This is a genomic window from Nocardia sp. NPDC004340, assembly GCF_053602575.1.
Map to the genome: position 1 here is coordinate 114,346 of NZ_JBSGDW010000007.1, position 15,782 is coordinate 130,127.

14 protein-coding genes and 1 pseudogene are annotated in these 15,782 nt (G+C 67.6%); 11 read left to right on the forward strand and 4 right to left on the reverse strand.

What is annotated here, in order from left to right; all coding sequences use genetic code 11:
- Window positions 1-26 precede the first annotated feature (26 nt).
- From kdpF to ACWEOI_RS25975, 4 genes are read left to right on the forward strand one after another with little or no spacing between them, the layout of a single operon-like run.
- Window positions 27-98: a K(+)-transporting ATPase subunit F gene (gene kdpF / locus ACWEOI_RS25960; protein ID WP_379102194.1), complete on the forward strand. Its 72-nt coding sequence runs from the start codon at window positions 27-29 to the stop codon at window positions 96-98.
- Complete coding sequence (kdpA, locus tag ACWEOI_RS25965) at window positions 98-1,774, forward strand: potassium-transporting ATPase subunit KdpA (RefSeq protein ID WP_452361291.1); 1,677 nt, start codon at window positions 98-100, stop codon at window positions 1,772-1,774. The genes kdpF and kdpA overlap by 1 nt, the downstream gene beginning before the upstream one ends.
- Entirely contained in the window at window positions 1,771-3,921 is a 2,151-nt protein-coding gene (kdpB, locus tag ACWEOI_RS25970) for a potassium-transporting ATPase subunit KdpB (protein ID WP_452361292.1), read from the forward strand. Before kdpA ends, kdpB begins: the two co-directional genes overlap by 4 nt.
- Complete coding sequence (locus ACWEOI_RS25975; protein ID WP_452361293.1) at window positions 3,921-4,853, forward strand: potassium-transporting ATPase subunit C; 933 nt, start codon at window positions 3,921-3,923, stop codon at window positions 4,851-4,853. The genes kdpB and ACWEOI_RS25975 overlap by 1 nt, the downstream gene beginning before the upstream one ends.
- A 63-nt stretch (window positions 4,854-4,916) precedes the next feature.
- Here ACWEOI_RS25975 and ACWEOI_RS25980 read toward each other — a convergent pair whose 3' ends face one another.
- Entirely contained in the window at window positions 4,917-6,446 is a 1,530-nt protein-coding gene (locus tag ACWEOI_RS25980; RefSeq protein WP_452361294.1) for a substrate-binding domain-containing protein, read from the reverse strand.
- 133 nt (window positions 6,447-6,579) lie between these two features.
- Here ACWEOI_RS25980 and ACWEOI_RS25985 point away from each other — a divergent pair.
- The 6 genes and pseudogenes from ACWEOI_RS25985 to ACWEOI_RS26010 all read left to right on the forward strand — a co-directional run.
- Window positions 6,580-6,693, forward strand: a pseudogene (locus tag ACWEOI_RS25985) (KUP/HAK/KT family potassium transporter); the annotation flags it as partial.
- A 143-nt stretch (window positions 6,694-6,836) separates the two neighbouring features.
- Window positions 6,837-7,547 carry a metallophosphoesterase family protein gene (locus ACWEOI_RS25990; RefSeq protein ID WP_452361295.1) on the forward strand — a complete coding sequence of 237 codons (711 nt, stop codon included), beginning with the start codon at window positions 6,837-6,839 and terminating at the stop codon, window positions 7,545-7,547.
- A gap of 178 nt (window positions 7,548-7,725) precedes the next feature.
- Window positions 7,726-8,169 (forward strand): CBS domain-containing protein, encoded by a 444-nt coding sequence (locus ACWEOI_RS25995; RefSeq protein WP_452361296.1) that lies wholly within the window; start codon window positions 7,726-7,728, stop codon window positions 8,167-8,169.
- A 19-nt stretch (window positions 8,170-8,188) separates the two neighbouring features.
- Complete coding sequence (locus tag ACWEOI_RS26000) at window positions 8,189-9,481, forward strand: SLC13 family permease (RefSeq protein WP_452361297.1); 1,293 nt, start codon at window positions 8,189-8,191, stop codon at window positions 9,479-9,481.
- A gap of 83 nt (window positions 9,482-9,564) precedes the next feature.
- The gene (locus tag ACWEOI_RS26005; protein ID WP_452361298.1) at window positions 9,565-11,796 is read left to right on the forward strand and encodes an acyltransferase family protein; all 2,232 of its coding nucleotides are present in this window, start codon (window positions 9,565-9,567) and stop codon (window positions 11,794-11,796) included.
- Window positions 11,797-11,866: 70 nt separating this feature from the next.
- Window positions 11,867-12,484, forward strand: a complete 618-nt coding sequence (locus ACWEOI_RS26010) for a hypothetical protein (RefSeq protein ID WP_452361299.1) — start codon at window positions 11,867-11,869, stop codon at window positions 12,482-12,484.
- 23 nt (window positions 12,485-12,507) lie between these two features.
- Here the strand turns inward: ACWEOI_RS26010 and ACWEOI_RS26015 are convergent, their stop codons facing one another.
- Window positions 12,508-12,948 carry a carboxymuconolactone decarboxylase family protein gene (locus ACWEOI_RS26015; RefSeq protein ID WP_433671998.1) on the reverse strand — a complete coding sequence of 147 codons (441 nt, stop codon included), beginning with the start codon at window positions 12,946-12,948 and terminating at the stop codon, window positions 12,508-12,510.
- Window positions 12,949-13,117: 169 nt separating this feature from the next.
- On the opposite strand from ACWEOI_RS26015, the gene ACWEOI_RS26020 reads away from it, so the two are divergent.
- Window positions 13,118-13,315, forward strand: coding sequence for a hypothetical protein (locus tag ACWEOI_RS26020; RefSeq protein WP_357092590.1), 198 nt, complete (start codon window positions 13,118-13,120; stop codon window positions 13,313-13,315).
- Between the two features lie 21 nt (window positions 13,316-13,336).
- Here the strand turns inward: ACWEOI_RS26020 and ACWEOI_RS26025 are convergent, their stop codons facing one another.
- The gene (locus ACWEOI_RS26025; RefSeq protein WP_433671999.1) at window positions 13,337-14,461 is read right to left on the reverse strand and encodes an acyl-CoA dehydrogenase family protein; all 1,125 of its coding nucleotides are present in this window, start codon (window positions 14,459-14,461) and stop codon (window positions 13,337-13,339) included.
- A gap of 1 nt (window position 14,462) precedes the next feature.
- On the reverse strand, window positions 14,463-15,695 hold the full coding sequence (locus ACWEOI_RS26030) for an acyl-CoA dehydrogenase family protein (RefSeq protein WP_452361300.1): 1,233 nt from the start codon (window positions 15,693-15,695) through the stop codon (window positions 14,463-14,465).
- Window positions 15,696-15,782: the final 87 nt, after the last annotated feature.

A 15,782-nucleotide genomic window follows, 5' to 3' on the forward strand; every position in this document is an offset into this window, starting at 1 on the left:
GTGGAGCGGCTGTGATCCAGAACGTTGTGGGTCTGATTCTGGCCGTGGGGATCGCCGTCTATCTGGTGGTGGCGCTGCTGTATCCGGAGAGGTTCTAGTGAGCACTACGACTGCGGGGATCCTGTTCGCGGTATCCCTGATCATCGCGCTGGTCGCGGTGCATGTGCCGCTGGGCGATTACATGTACCGGGTCTACAGCAGCGAGAAGCACAGCAAGGCCGAGAAGGGCATCTATCGACTGATCGGCGTGCAGCCGGGCGTCGAGATGACCTGGGCCGTCTACGCGCGCAGCGCGCTGGCCTTCTCGGCCATCAGCGTGCTGTTACTGTTCTTCCTGCAGCTGGTCCAGGGCAAACTGCCGTTGCACCTGAATGATCCGGGCACGAAGATGACCCCGGATCTGGCGTGGAACACCGCCATCAGCTTCGTCACGAACACGAACTGGCAGAACTATGCCGGTGAATCGACGATGGGTCATGTCGTTCAGGCCGTGGGTCTGAGCGTGCAGAACTTCGTGTCGGCGGCCGTCGGGATGGCCGTGGCGGTCGCGCTGGTGCGCGGCTTCGCCCGGCACCGGACCGGCGAACTCGGCAACTTCTGGGTGGATCTGGTGAGGGGAACCACCCGAATCCTGTTGCCGCTGGCCGTGTTCTTCGGCATCGTGCTGGTCGCGGGCGGCGTGATCCAGAACCTGCACGTGTATGACCAGATCGCTCAGACGGTGGGCAACACCGGTTCACAAACCCTGCCGGGTGGACCCGTTGCCAGCCAGGAGGCGATCAAGCTGTTGGGCACCAACGGCGGCGGGTTCTTCAACGCGAACTCCGCGCACCCGTTCGAGAATCCGACCGCGTGGACCAACTGGGTCGAGATCTTCATGCTGCTGGTGATCAGCTTCTCGCTGCCGCGCACCTTCGGGCGCATGGTCGGCTCGCCGAAGCAGGGCGTGGCCATCGCCGCCGTCATGGCGACCTTGGCGATCCTCAGCGTCACCCTGATGAACCTCTTCCAGCTGCAGCACCATGGCACCGTCCCCAGTGCCATCGGAGCGTCGATGGAAGGCGTGGAATCCCGCTTCGGTGTCTCGGATTCGGCGACCTTCGCCACCGCGACCACACTCACGTCCACCGGTGCGGTGGACTCGGCGCACGACTCGTACACCAGCCTCGGCGGCATGATGACCATGTTCAACATGCAGCTCGGTGAGGTGGCGCCCGGTGGTACCGGGTCGGGTCTGTACGGGATGCTGATCCTCGCGGTCATCACCGTGTTCGTGGCGGGCCTGATGGTCGGCCGCACCCCGGAGTACCTGGGCAAGAAGATCACTCCGAAGGAGATCAAGCTCGCGGCCGCCTACTTCCTGGTGACGCCGTTGATCGTGCTGACCGGAACCGCTGTCGCGATGGCCCTGCCGGGGGAACGCGCGAGCATGGCGAACTCGGGTCCGCACGGGCTCTCGGAAGTGTTGTACGCCTTCACGTCCGCGGCCAACAACAATGGTTCGGCCTTCGCCGGTCTGTCCGGTAACACCGTGTGGTGGAACACCGCACTCGGCCTGGCCATGGTCTTCGGCCGCTTCATCCCCATGATCTTCGTGCTGGCCCTGGCCGGTTCGCTGGCGGCGCAGGGGCACACTCCCGCCTCCGAGGGCACGCTGCCGACGCATCGGCCGCAGTTCGTCGGCATGGTCGCGGGCGTCACCGTCATCCTGGTCGCGCTCACCTTCCTGCCGATGCTGGCGCTCGGCCCGCTCGCTGAAGGAATCCACTCATGAGCACTCCCACCATCGACTCCGCGCCGGTGCAGACCGCGCACAGCAACCCGAAACGCGGTGTGTCAGCGGGGTTGTTCGACCCCAAGATGCTGCTCGGGTCGCTGCCGGACGCGTTGCGGAAGCTGGATCCGCGCATCATGTGGCGCAATCCGGTGATGCTGATCGTCGAGATCGGCGCGGTCTGGGCCACCTTCCTGGCCATCGCGAGTCCGACGTTCTTCGCCTGGGCGATCGTCGTCTGGCTGTGGCTGACGGTGATCTTCGCCAACCTGGCCGAAGCCGTGGCCGAGGGCCGCGGCAAGGCGCAGGCGGACACGCTGCGAAAGGCCAAGACCGACACGGTCGCTCGCCGTCTGGCGAACTGGTCGCCGGGCGCGCGCGTCGTCGAGGAGCGGGTGCCCGCTCCCGAACTTCGCCGCGGCGACTGCGTGGTCGTCGAGGCGGGGCAGGTCATCCCGGGTGACGGTGATGTCGTGGAAGGCATTGCCTCCGTGGACGAATCGGCCATCACCGGTGAGTCCGCGCCCGTCATCCGCGAATCCGGCGGTGACCGGTCGGCCGTGACCGGCGGCACCACCGTGTTGTCGGACCGCATCGTCGTCCAGATCACCCAGGAGCCGGGCGGTTCGTTCATCGACAAGATGATCGCGCTCGTCGAGGGCGCGTCGCGGCAGAAGACGCCGAACGAGATCGCGCTCAATATCCTGCTGGCCGCGTTGACGATCATCTTCGTGTTCGCGGTGGCGACCTTGCAGCCGTCGGCCATCTTCTCGAAGGCCAACAACCCTGGCGTGCTGGACAATCTGGCCCTGGACGGCAATGGCGTCACCGGCATCGTGCTGGTCTCGCTGCTCGTCTGCCTGATCCCGACGACCATCGGCGCGCTGCTGTCGGCCATCGGCATCGCGGGCATGGACCGCCTGGTGCAGCGCAATGTGCTGGCCATGTCCGGTCGTGCCGTGGAGGCCGCGGGCGACGTGAACACGCTGCTGCTGGACAAGACCGGCACCATCACCCTGGGCAACCGCCAGGCCTCGGACTTCGTGCCGATGCCGGGCGTCACCGCCGACGAATTGGCCGACGCCGCACAGCTTTCCAGTCTCGCGGACGAGACCCCCGAGGGCCGCTCGATCGTGGTGTACGCCAAGGTGGCGTTCAACAAGCGTGAGCGCACCCCCGGTGAGCTCACCGGCGCGACCTGGGTGGAGTTCACCGCCCAGACCCGCATGTCGGGTGTGGACCTGTCCGACGGGCACCAGTTGCGCAAGGGCGCGGCCAGCGCGGTCACCGAATGGGTGCGCGCCCACGGCGGCGAGATCCCGAGCCAGGTCGGCGAGACCGTCGACGGCATCTCGGCGTCCGGCGGCACGCCGCTGGTGGTCGCGGAGATCAAGCAGGACACCGCGAAGCTGCTCGGCGTCATCCACCTCAAGGATGTGGTGAAGCAGGGCATGCGGGAGCGGTTCGACGAGATGCGCCGCATGGGCATCCGCACCGTCATGATCACCGGCGACAATCCGTTGACCGCCAAGGCCATCGCCGACGAGGCGGGCGTGGACGACTTCCTCGCGGAGGCCACTCCGGAGGACAAGCTCGCGCTCATCAAGAAGGAGCAGGCCGGCGCCCGCATGGTCGCCATGACCGGTGACGGCACCAATGACGCGCCCGCGCTCGCGCAGGCCGACGTGGGCGTCGCCATGAACACCGGAACGTCCGCCGCGAAAGAGGCGGGCAATATGGTCGACCTGGATTCCGACCCGACGAAGTTGATCGAGATCGTCGAGATCGGCAAGCAATTGCTGATCACCCGTGGCGCGCTGACCACGTTCTCGATCGCCAACGACATCGCCAAGTACTTCGCGATCATTCCCGCGTTGTTCGTGTCGATCTTCCCGGGCCTGGATCTGCTGAACGTGATGCGGCTGCATTCGCCGCAGTCGGCGATCCTGTCGGCGGTCATCTTCAACGCGCTGGTCATCGTGGCGCTGATCCCGCTGTCGCTGCGCGGTGTGAACTACCGGCCGTCCAGCGCGTCGAAACTGTTGAGCCGCAACCTCTATATCTACGGACTCGGTGGCATCATCGCGCCGTTCATCGGGATCAAGCTCATCGACCTTGTCATTCAATTCTTCCCGGGGATGTCCTGATGCGTATGTCGGCCTGGATCAGGCAGCACATCGCGGCGCTGCGAGCGCTGCTGGTGCTCACCGTGATCACCGGAATCATCTATCCCGCCGTCGTTCTCGGCGTCTCGCAACTGCCGGGGCTGAAGGACAAGGCGAACGGCTCGCTGCTCGAGCGGGACGGCAAGGTCGTCGGGTCCAGCCTGATCGGTCAGGCCTACACCGACGGTAAGGGCAACGCGCTGGCGCAGTACTTCCAGACGCGCCCGTCCAACGCGGCATGGAGCGGCGACGACGCGAGCCCGGACGCCTACAACGCGCTCAATTCCGCGTTCGGGAACATGGGCCCGGAGTCCACCGTGGACACGCTGGACGCGGCGGACCCGAGCAAGGACAAGCTCAGCCTGCTGAGCACCGTGTGCTCGCGCAGCGCGGCGGTCGGCAAACTGGAGGGTGTGGACGGCAGCCGTCCGTACTGCACCTCCGGCGGCGTCGGCGCGGTGCTGGCGGTCATGGGCGAGCGTGACTCGCACGGCCTGGTCACTCACCCGACCCGGGTGATCAGTGTCAACGAGGCGTGCTCGGCCGACCCGAAGAACGCGACCACCCCGTTCCAGGAGGCGTACGAGGGCGTGAAGGTGGAGTGCGCCAAGCGTGGCGAGGACTACTCCGCCGGTCAGATCGTCCCGATCCGCGGCGACGCCTCGGCCGACACCCCGGTGCCGACCGACGCGGTGACCGCTTCGGCCTCCGGCCTGGATCCGCAGATCTCCCCGGAGTACGCGGCCATCCAGGTGGCGCGGGTCGCCAAGGCACGCCACGTGTCCGTGGACCAGATCAAGTCGCTGGTGGATGCCCACCGCAGCGGCCGGGCCCTGGGCTTCCTGGGGGAGCCCACGGTCAATGTCGTCGAGCTGAACTACGACTTGGACAGCAAGTACCCGTTCAAGGGCTGATCAGCCGATACCTGGGGTCCGGTCGCTTCGCTCACGAAGGCGACCGGGCCCCTTGGTCTTTCCTTAGGGCGAGCAGGTGGTCGGGTTCGGCAATTCGCCGCACGGGGTATTGCCCCGCGACCGCAGCACGTCCTTGCCGGTCCCGCCGGTGAGGAAACGCAGGAACGCCGCGGCCGGTGAATCGGCGGGGAGTTCGCCATTGCTGTAGGCGTATTCGACGCTCCAGAACGGATAGGTGCGGGCGAGGACCTGCTCCCGGGTGGGCGAATGCCCGTCGATGGTCACCGGCCCGACACCGGTGGCCTTCGCGGCATCGGAGAATTCGCTGTAGCCGATGGAACCCGGCAGGTCGGCAATGGTTTTCAGCATGTCGTTGGTCACCGGGACCTCGCAGAACGCGGGACTCGGCGGCTTGGTGGCGGCGATGGTGCGGCAGCTGGTGGCGGCCGGCGCGGGGGGCTGGTCGTCGCCGAGGACATGCTGGCGGAACGCCTCCCGGGAGCCGGAGCCGAGCATTCGATTCACCACGCGCACCGGCAGATCCGGGCCGCCGACCAGCTGCCAGTTGTCGATCCGGCCCGCGTAGACATCGCGGATCTGCTGGGTGGTCAGGTCGTGAACTCCCACAGCGGGATTGACGATCATCGTGAACAGTGACAGCGCGAGCGGGCGGGGGAGCAGTGTCGGGTAGCCGACGCCTTTCGGGCCGTCGGTGATCGCGAGCAGCCCCGGGTCGTTCTTGCCCTGTTCGTCCAGGCGGCTCAAACCCCGGTCGCTGCTGTCGAATTCGAAGTCGAACGCGAGGGTGGAACAGTTCTTCGCGTACGCCGCCGCGGCTTCACGGATGGTGGGCTCGAAGGCCGTGGACCCGACCAGGGTGAGTTTGCCGGACGCGCAATCCGCTGCGTCCTTCTTGCCCGGATCATCCAATCCCACCACGAATTGCACGGCGATGACCGCGACCAGAAACCCGATGAGCGCCAGCAGTTTCGGTGAGGCGCCGATGCGGCTGCGGGTCTCCGACACCCGCCCGCCCTTGAGCTTGGCCCGCACCACCGGCGGCGGATACTCCCCGGCCCCGGCCGTCCGCTGCAGGATGGCCAGGATCTTGTAGTGATCGCCCCGATCCATCGGCACCTTGGGCAGATCGATGATTCCGACCCGGTGCTGCGCGTCCTCCCGGCTCCCTATCCCGGTGTCCGGCTTCAGGCTGTCACCCATCGCGTCATCGGACAGTTCGGTCACGGCCATGCCGATCACCCGCCGGTGCGGGAAGTGGATGTGCATCCCGACCCGCTCACTGTCCGGCGAGGCGTAATCGGTGCTGTCCACGTCGGTGAGCCCGTTGTTCTCGATCCGCACCAGCACCACCGAGAGGTCCTGCAGATCCGGCGCGGCCCCGTCGCCCTCGGGCCGCAATTGCGGTAGCACGCCCGGAAAGACCGATTCGATCTCACCCGTGACCGGCGTGTCCATCTGCACCCGATACCCGAGCCGTTTCCGCCCCACCAGCACGAATTCCCAGACGAATGCCATGATCGGCACCGCTATACCGATGACCGCCAGCACGATCTCGAGGGGAAAACCGTTCACCGAAAACCCCGAATTCTGTTGTCCTCCAGCCTTGCCGCCCGAGCCTAAGGCCGTTTGCATCAGGTGAAGAAGGCGGGGCGCGGTGAACAGGGGACGTCAAGATCGGTCTTCCAGACCGGGCGGTCGGCCTAGCGTGTTCGGCCCGATCATGATCGCCTGGTTCCTGGTGATCGGCGCGTGCGGGATCTCGGGCATCACCGAGCATCCGGAGATCCCGCGGGCCCTGTCGCCGACCTACGCGCTCGGCACCGCGATCTTCGCGGTCGAATTGCGTTGACACGCTGGACGCTCGTGTGGCTGGCTGACCGTATGGGGCGAGTTGACCGTAATGGGCCCGCCGGCGGATTGCGGGGCGGCGACCGTGGATCCGGCTGTGTCAGGGTGGCGGCGGTGGGTGATCTGCACTTGCGTGAAACCCTGCGTGGTCGCTTCCGTCCCGCTCTGATGGAGTTGGGTGAACGGGCGGACGTGCTGTTGCTGGCGGGTGATCTGACCAACGGCGGCACCTTGCGGGACACCGAGGTGCTGTGTGCGGAGATCGCCGGCCTGCCGGTGCCGGTGGTCGCGGTCCTCGGCAACCACGATCACGACCGGCGCCTCGGCTTCCGGATCGCGGTGCGGCTCGGTGAGATCGGCGCTCACGTGCTCGACGGAACCGCGATCACCCTGCCGGTCAACGGCATTCGGCTCGGCATCGCCGGGGTGATGGGCGGTAGTGGCGGATTCCCCGGCCACCCGGGCACTCCCGACGAGGGCAGCGCCGAACACCGGGCGCGTTACCGCCGTGGGCCTGCCGACGCCGCCCGTCTGCGCGCCGCCCTCGAGTCCCTCGACTGCGAACTGCGCATCGCCCTGATGCACTTCTCGCCTGTCGTGGACACCCTGGTCGGCGAGCCGCCGAAGATCTACCCGGGGCTCGGCTGCGCGGAGCTCGCCGACGCCGTGGATGCGGGCGGCGCGCACCTCGCGATCCATGGACACGCCCACAGCGGCACCGAGTTCGGGCGCACGCCGGCCGGGGTCGAGGTCCGCAATGTCGCCCACCCCGTCATCCGCGCGGCCTATCGGGTGTACGAGGTGCCCGGCGTGGGCGACAGGTAAACCGGGTCCGGGTATTCTTTTACGCAATCTGTACCAACGGTGCGCCGGGAAGTCTGGTCGGCCGGTCCGAAACCTCGGGCCGTACGTTCCGACCGGGGAGTTTCGATGCGGCGTCCGTTTTCGATCTTGACGAATATTGCTGCCGTGAAGGTCCGGCCGATCGTCGTATCCTGCAGTTATGCATGCCGCTCAGATGGCCGAGGAATACCCGGTGATCGATTTGGACTCCGACGCCATCGACGCCGCGAGGCTGCTGGCCGAGCATCGGCTGCCGGGGATCCTGGTGACCGACGCCGACGGGGCTCCGCATTCGGTGCTGCCCGCTTCGCAGGTGGTGCTGTTCATCGTGCCGACCTACGTCCAGGACGACCCGTCGCTGGCGGGGGTGCTGAACGAATCCATGTGCGGCCAGGTGGTGAAGCGGTTGCGCGGCAAGAAGGTCCGCGACGTGATCCCGGAACGGCTCACCAAGATCCCGGCCGCCGAGGCGGACGACAATATCGTCGAGGTCGCCGCGCTCATGGCGAAGTACAAGTCGCCGCTGGTGGCGGTGCAGGAGGGCGAGCGGCTGCTCGGTGTGATCACCTCGTCGCGGCTGCTCGAGGTGGCGCTGGCGAACTGAGCCCGCCGGGGCGGCGACCGTGAACGTCGCCTTCGCCCTCGCGGTCTTCGCGATCGCCTACGTGCTGATCGCCTCCGAACGCGTCCACAAGACGACCGCGGCCCTGGTCGGTGGGGGCGCGGTGGTGGCGGTCGGCATCGTCGACGCCGACGACGTCTTCTACTCGCACGAGACCGGCATCGACTGGAACGTCATCTACCTGCTGCTCGGGATGATGATCATCGTCGGCGTGCTACGCCACACCGGTATCTTCGAGTACGTCGCGATCTGGGCGGCCAAGCGGGCCAAGGGATCCGCGCTGCGGGTGATGATCCTGCTGGTCCTGATCACCGCCACCGCCTCCGGATTTCTCGACAATGTGACGACCGTGCTGCTGATCGCCCCCGTCACCCTCCTGGTGTGCGAGCGGCTGGAGGTGTCGCCGACGCCCTTTCTCATCGCCGAGGTGCTGGCCTCCAATATCGGCGGCGCGGCCACCCTGATCGGTGACCCGCCGAACATCATCATCGGCAGCCGAGCGGGGTTGTCGTTCAACGACTTCTTCCTGAATCTGACCCCGATCGTGTTGATCGAACTGGCGGTGTTCACGCTGCTGCTGCCGCGGCTGTTCCGGGGCGCGTTCGACGTCGATCCCGAGCGGGCGGCCGACATCATGGGTCTGAACGAGCGTGAGGCCATTCGCGATCCGAAACTGCTGATCAAGTGCGGAATTGTGCTGGCGGCGGTTTTCGCGGGTTTCTTCGGCCACCCGATTCTCCACCTCGAGCCGTCCCTCGTGGCATTACTCGGAGCCGGTGCGCTGGTGTTGATTTCCGGTCTGCCACAACGTGATTACCTGGGCGCGGTGGAATGGGAGACCCTGCTGTTCTTCGCGGGCTTGTTCGTGATGATCGGGGCGCTGGTGAAAACCGGTGTGATCGGCCGTGCGGCGAAATTCGCGACCGAACTCACCGGTGGAAACGCGCTCGTGGCAACCATGCTGATACTGGTCGTCTCGGCGGTGCTGTCGGGGGTCATCGACAACATCCCGTACGTGGCGACCATGAGCCCACTGGTGGCGGAGCTGGCCGCGCACGTCGACCAGCCCGGCCGGGCGGACGCGCTGTGGTGGGCGCTGGCACTGGGCGCGGATTTCGGTGGCAATCTCACAGCAGTCGGGGCCAGCGCGAACGTGGTGATGCTCGGGATCGCGCGGCGTTCGGGCCATCCGATCTCGTTCTGGGAATTCACCCGGAAGGGCATTCTGGTGACGGCTGTCACTATTGCGGTGGCCGCTCCCTATCTCTGGTTGCGCTATTTCGCATTCGCCTGACCAGTGCAAATCGGTACATTCCGGACGTCTTCTGTGTGGCGATTGGGGATTTCCACGACCCCTGACCGACAATGGCAGCCGTCATGTCCATATCCAGCACCGATCATCCGACCGCGCCCGATCGCGACCGCCAGCCGGTCCCGGGCGCCCCCGTCAGGCCCGGCTCCTACCGACACGATCTGGACGGCCTGCGCGGCGTAGCTATCGCCCTCGTGGTCGCCTTCCACATCTGGGCCGGCCGGGTGTCGGGCGGCGTGGACGTGTTCCTGGTGCTGTCGGGCTTCTTCTTCACCGGCATGCTGGTGCGGCGCGCCGACACCGGCTCGGTGGGGGTGCTGCGGACCGTGCGGCGCACCCTGCGCAGACTGCTGCCCGCCATGGTGGTGGTGCTGGCCGCGGTGGTGGTGGCCGCGGTCGTGCTGCTGCCGCACACCCGCTGGTCCGATATCGCGGGGCAGACGCTGGCTTCGCTGTTCTACTACCAGAACTGGTATCTGGCGACGTCCTGGTCGGATTATCTGGCCGCGGATCCGTCGGTGAGCCCGTTGCAGCATCTGTGGTCGATGTCGGTGCAGGGGCAGATGTATCTGGCGCTGCTGCTGGTGGTGGCGCTGGTGGCGACCGGGCTGCGGCTCGCGTACACCTGGAAACGCGCTGCCGCGCATCCGATCGTGCGGCGGCTGGGCCGGGACGGGATGCTGCGGGTGACACTCGCGGTGGTGTTCGCGATCGCCGTGGTGATCTCGTTCAGTTATGCCGCCGAGGGTGTTTCGACCCAGCAGGGCTGGAACTACTACGACACCTTCGCGCGCGCCTGGGAACCGCTGGCGGGAGCGTTGCTCGCGCTCTGCGCGCCCCTGATCCGGCTGCCCACGCCCGCGCGGGAAGCGCTGGCCTGGATGGGAATCGCGGTGATCGCCTGCTGCGGCTGGGTGGTCAACGGTGTCCTGGTGTTCCCCGGTCCCGCCGCCCTGATCCCCGTGCTGGCCACCGCCGCACTGATTCTCGCGGGCGCGGGCCGCGACACCGCCGATCAGCCGGTGGTGAACCGGCTGCTGGCCACCGGCCCGATCGTGCAGCTGGGTGGTTTCGCGTACGCGCTGTACCTGTGGCACTGGCCGATTCTGATCTTCTATCTGGGTGAGCAGCATCAGCGCCGGGCCGGAGCGCTGGACGGCCTGGTCATCATCGTGGTCTCGCTGCTGCTCGCCTACGCCACCCACCATCTGGTGGAGGAGCCGCTCCGGGAGCGTTCCAAGCCCGCGACAGTCCCGCAGCGCGGTCGCGTGGCCACCGGACTGTCCCGTCTGCTCGACGGCCGGTTCGCCGGTCGCGCGCTCGCGGTCCCGGTCCGCCTGCTCGCCGGGCGGGGCGGTCTGCTCACCGGCATCGCGGTCACGACTGTCGGTGTGCTGCTGCTGGGTTCGACGGTGGCGTGGCAGTGGAACAACGGCGCGAAGGCGCACGCTGTCGGCCAGCTGGATCCGGCGAAGTACCCGGGCGCGGCGGCGCTCACCGATCACGCCCTGGTGCCGCGCGCGCCCATGCGCCCCACCACGGAGGAAGCCCCCGCCGATATCGCGTACCCGACGCGCGACGGCTGCATCTCCGACTTCGACACCCGCGCGGTGATCACCTGCACCTACGGTGACCAGAACGCCCACCGCACCATCGCGGTGGTCGGCAATTCCCATGCCGAGCACTGGATTCCGGCGCTGCAACTGCTCGGCGAGCAGTATCGCTTCCGTGTCGTCGTCTACCTGAAGATGGGCTGCCCGCTGACGGTCGCCGAGGAGCCGATGTACAAGGGTCAGCAGAACCCGGACTGCCGTGACTGGTCGGGCGAGGTCATCGACCGTCTCGGCATCGAGCGCCCCGACTACGTCTTCACCACCGCCACCCGCCCCAGCGACAATGGCGGCGACGAGACTCCGCAGGACTACATCGACGTCTGGTCGGCCCTGTCCGACCGCGGCCTCGAGGTCATCGGCATCCGCGACACCCCGTGGTTGCGCCGCAACGGCATCCGCTACCGCGCCATCGACTGCCTGGCCAGCGGCGGCGACCGGGTGAGCTGCGGTCTGAAGCGCTCCGAGGCCCTCTCGCCCCTGAACCCCGCCGAGGACCCCGCGTCCGCCTTCCCGAACATGCACCTGATCGACCCCAACGACGCGGTCTGCGAGCCCGTCGTCTGCGCCGTCGTCGAGGGCAACATCCTCGTCTACCACGACGAACACCACCTGACCGCGAGCTACGCGCGCTCCCTGGCCCCCGAGCTCGGACGCGAACTGCGCCCGATTCTCGGCTGGTGGTGATCCCGCTCCGCGGGTGTGTGCGAGACTGCTTGGACTGCAACGGGTATCGAGCAAGTACGCGAGGAGTCGGGTGTCTTTCGAACGGTGGAGCGCGAGTTGGGAATCGGTACCGCTGTCCGAGGCGGTGAAGCGCTACGACATCGGCAAAGCCAGCGACGACCACGTGGAGGATCTGGAAGACCTCTTCGAGGAGGAGCCGGAGTACTTCTTCGTGCACCAGGGCGACCTGACCGTCGACGGGTCGTTGTCGATCGGGAACGATCCCGGTCTGGCGGAGGACACCGTGTATGTCATCGATGGCGACCTGACGGTCGACGGGCCGATGCGCTTTCTGAACGGAGACGTCTACACGCCGCTCTACGTCACCGGCTCGGTCACCGCGCGCCACCTGATGTGCCTGCTGGACAGCAACCTTTTCATCGGCGGCTCGCTCACCGTCGGGGGCCTGCTGATGACGGAGTTCTCCGACATGGGGATGCTCGCCGTGCACGGCGCCGCGACAGTGGGGGCGTGGTTCGAGGCCGGGGACAGGGGCGAGGTCGTCTTCCTCGGTGATGTGAAGGCCCCGCGAGTGCGGGTGTCCGAGGCCGACGTCCTGTTGCCCGAGTTCCTGGACGGGGACATCGAGGATGCCGCGGACAAGCTCTGGGCCGCGGCCCTCGAAGGACGTCCCCTGCTGCGCCCCTGATTCCGGCTATTGCGAGACGGAACCTAGCCGCCGAGCGGCTCCAGCCGGAGCGGGACGCCGATGCGGTTCCACAGGTTGATCTGCGCGGTCACCGCGACCAGGCCGGCCCGCTGGCCGTCGTCGAAGTGCTTCTCGACGCCCGCCCAGATCTCGTCGCTCACCCCGTGCGGGCCGAGCTGCGTTGTTGCCTCGGCGTATTCGAGCGCGGCCCGCTCGGCCGGGGTGAACAGCGCCGACTCGCGCCAGGCGTTGAGATGCCAGAGGCGACGCTCGGTCTCGCCTTCCTTGCGGGCCTCGGTGGAGTGCATGTCGATGCAGAAGAGGCAGCCGTTGATCTGGGAGACCCGGATCTTCACCAGCTCGCGCACGGTGGCGTCGAGCGGGCCGCGCCGGATCGCGGTCTCGGCGGCGAGCCAGGCCTGGTAGACCTCGGGAGCCGCCTCGTGCATGGTCAATCGCGACATGGTGTCGTCCTTCCTGGGATCGTGTACCCCTTGGACGAGACAGGTCCTGCGGACGTGACGGGCGGGCCGCTGTGGCCTCGATCACACTCACGGTACGGTGGTCGCGCTGCCGTTGCCTTGTATTAGCCGAAATTGGCCGAAACACCCCCAGGCGGACAATAATCCGCACGTGGGAACCGTTCTACTGATCGCCCTGAGTCTGTTGTGCTTCGTCACCGGACCCGCGATGGCACTGGTCATCGTGGCTGCGGTGCGCAGGTCCACCCGGCATGTCGCCGCCGAACTCCGGCGTGGCGCGGATGAATCGGGTTCCGGTGGATCGGTCACGCGATCCACCGGAACCCGATCCGGCACCGGTCACCCCTGAGCCGGTGCGCGGGAGCGCCCGCTACGGCCGCGTCAGTGAGGCGTAGCGGGCAATGTGCTGGTCGGTGGTGCCGAACTCGTACTGGACGGCGGTCAGGCGCTTGAAGAAGTGGCCGATGGCGAGTTCCTCGGTCATGCCCATGGCGCCGTGCAACTGCACCGACTCCTGGCCGATCTTGCGGGCGGCGCGGCCCACGGTGGCCTTGGCTGCCGAGGCCGCGCGGGCCCGCTCGGCGGCGGGGGCGTCCAGCTTCAGGGTCACCAGATACGTTGCGGCCACGGCCTGTTCGAGCTCCAGCAGCATGTCCACCATGCGGTGCTGCAACGCCTGGAAGCTGCCGATCGCGACGCCGAACTGGCGGCGTTGCTTGGCGTAGGCGACGGTGTCGTCGACCACCTTGCGCATGGCCCCGACCGTCTCCGCGCACACCGCCGCGATGGCCTCGTCCACGGTCGCGGCGATGGCCTCACCGGCGGACGCGAGCAGCAGGGCGTCGGCGGGGACGCGCACACCGTCGAAGGTCAGGTCGGCGGCCTGACGCTCGTCGATGGTGCGGTAGACGCGCGCGGTCAGACCCGCGGGCGGCGCGGCCGGGTCGACATCGACGGCGAACAGCGCGATCTCGCCGTCCGCGACCGCGGTCACCAGCAGGTGGGTGGCCAGCGGGGCCGCGGTCACCACCGTCTTCTCGCCGGTGATCACCCAGTCGTCGCCGTCGCGCACCGCCGTGGCCGCCACCGCGGTGTAGTCGTAGCCGGATCGCGGTTCCAGCGCGGCGAATCCGGTCACCACCTCACCGGCGGCGATGCCCGCCAGCAGATCCTCGGCGCGCTTGCCGGTGGCGCGGCGCAGCAGGCCGCCGCCCACCACCACGGTGTCCACGTACGGCTCCAGCACCAGGGCCGCGCCCAGCGCCTCGGCGATGATCATGGTCTCGACCGGTCCGCCCCCGATGCCGCCCGCCGACTCCGGCAGGCTGGCCCCGAGAATCCCGACCTCCTCGGCCAGTCCGCGCCAGATCTCCGGCTGCCACCCGGCCCCGGTGCGCGCCGCGGCCCGGCTCGCCTCCAGGGGGTAGCGGGCCGTCAGGAACTCGGTGACGGTGTCGCGCAGCAGTTCTTGTTCCGCGGTGAAAGAGAAGTCCATGTCACAGTCCCAGGGTGGCTTTGGCGATGATGTTGCGCTGAATCTCGTTGCTACCGGCGTAGATCGAGCCGGCGCGGTCGTTGAAGTACCGCAGCGGGGCGACCGCCTGCCACTCCTCGCCCGCCACGAAACCGTCGGCGGGCGGGGTGAAGTCGGCGATCGGGCCGCCCGGCATGGTGGCGTGCGGCTGATAGGCGCGGCCGCGCGGACCCGCCGCCTCCAGTGCGAGTTCGGTGAGCGCCTGGCTCAGCTCGGTGCCCAGGATCTTGAGCGTGGACGCCGCCGGACCCGGGTCCTTGCCGCTGGAAACCAGTGCGAGCGTGCGGTATTCGAGGATCTCCAGCACATCGGCGCGCAACCGGGCGTCGGCCAGCTTGGCGGCGAAGGCGGGGTCGTCGATGAGCGCGCCGCCGCCCGGGGCGACCTGCTCGGTCGCGGCCTGTGCCAGCTCCTCGGCCATCACCTGCAGGGCCGGGGCCACCGCGCCCCCGCCGCGCTCGAAGTTGAGCAGGAACTTGGCCACGGTCCAGCCGTCGTCGATCTGCCCCAGCACGTTCGCCTTCGGGACCCGGACCTGATCGAAGAACACCTGGTTCTGCACCTGCTCGCCGGAGGTCATGACCAGCGGCCGGATCTCGATGCCCGGGGTGCGCATATCGATCAGCACGAAGGTGATGCCCTGCTGCTTCTTGGCCTGCTTGGAGGTGCGGACCAGGGCGAAGATCCAGTTCGCCTCGGTGGCGTGGGTGGTCCAGATCTTGGACCCGGTGACCACCAGGTCCTCGCCGTCGGCGACCGCGGCCATGGACAGCGAGGCCAGGTCCGACCCGGCCTCGGGCTCGGAATAGCCCTGGCAGAAGAAGACCTCGCCGGTGAGGATGCCCGGCAGGAAGAAGTCCTTCTGTTCCTTCGTGCCGAACGCCATGATCGCGTGCGAGACCATGCGAATCCCCATGGGGGACAGGTTCGGCGCCCCGGCCAGGGTGCACTCACGGCCGAAGATGTAGTGCTGGGTGAGGCTCCAGTCGCAGCCGCCGTACTTCACCGGCCACGCCGGGGCGGCCCAGCCGCGCTCGTGCAGGATGTGCTGCCACTCCATGCTGGCCTCGTGGTCCGGGTAGACGCTGGTCGCCAACCGTCCCGCTCGGCGTAGATCGTTCGTTAACTTTTCGTCGAGAAAGCTGCGCACTTCATCACGAAACGCCAGATCAGCAGGCGACCAGTCAAGGTCCACGATGACTCCTTGTCCGAGAACTGGCACCAACCATCTCACCGCATCCCCCCTGCTGGCAAATGTGCTGGCACCCGCCCTCACTTGAAT

Excerpts from the sequence above, each read along its gene's own strand:
- kdpB (WP_452361292.1), top strand. The coding sequence starts at position 1,771 with ATGAGCACTCCCACCATCGACTCCGCGCCGGTGCAGACCGCGCACAGC.
- ACWEOI_RS25975 (WP_452361293.1), top strand. The coding sequence starts at position 3,921 with ATGCGTATGTCGGCCTGGATCAGGCAGCACATCGCGGCGCTGCGAGCG.
- ACWEOI_RS25995 (WP_452361296.1), top strand. The coding sequence starts at position 7,726 with ATGCATGCCGCTCAGATGGCCGAGGAATACCCGGTGATCGATTTGGAC.
- ACWEOI_RS26005 (WP_452361298.1), top strand. The coding sequence starts at position 9,565 with ATGTCCATATCCAGCACCGATCATCCGACCGCGCCCGATCGCGACCGC.
- ACWEOI_RS26015 (WP_433671998.1), bottom strand. The coding sequence starts at position 12,948 with ATGTCGCGATTGACCATGCACGAGGCGGCTCCCGAGGTCTACCAGGCC.
- ACWEOI_RS26025 (WP_433671999.1), bottom strand. The coding sequence starts at position 14,461 with ATGGACTTCTCTTTCACCGCGGAACAAGAACTGCTGCGCGACACCGTC.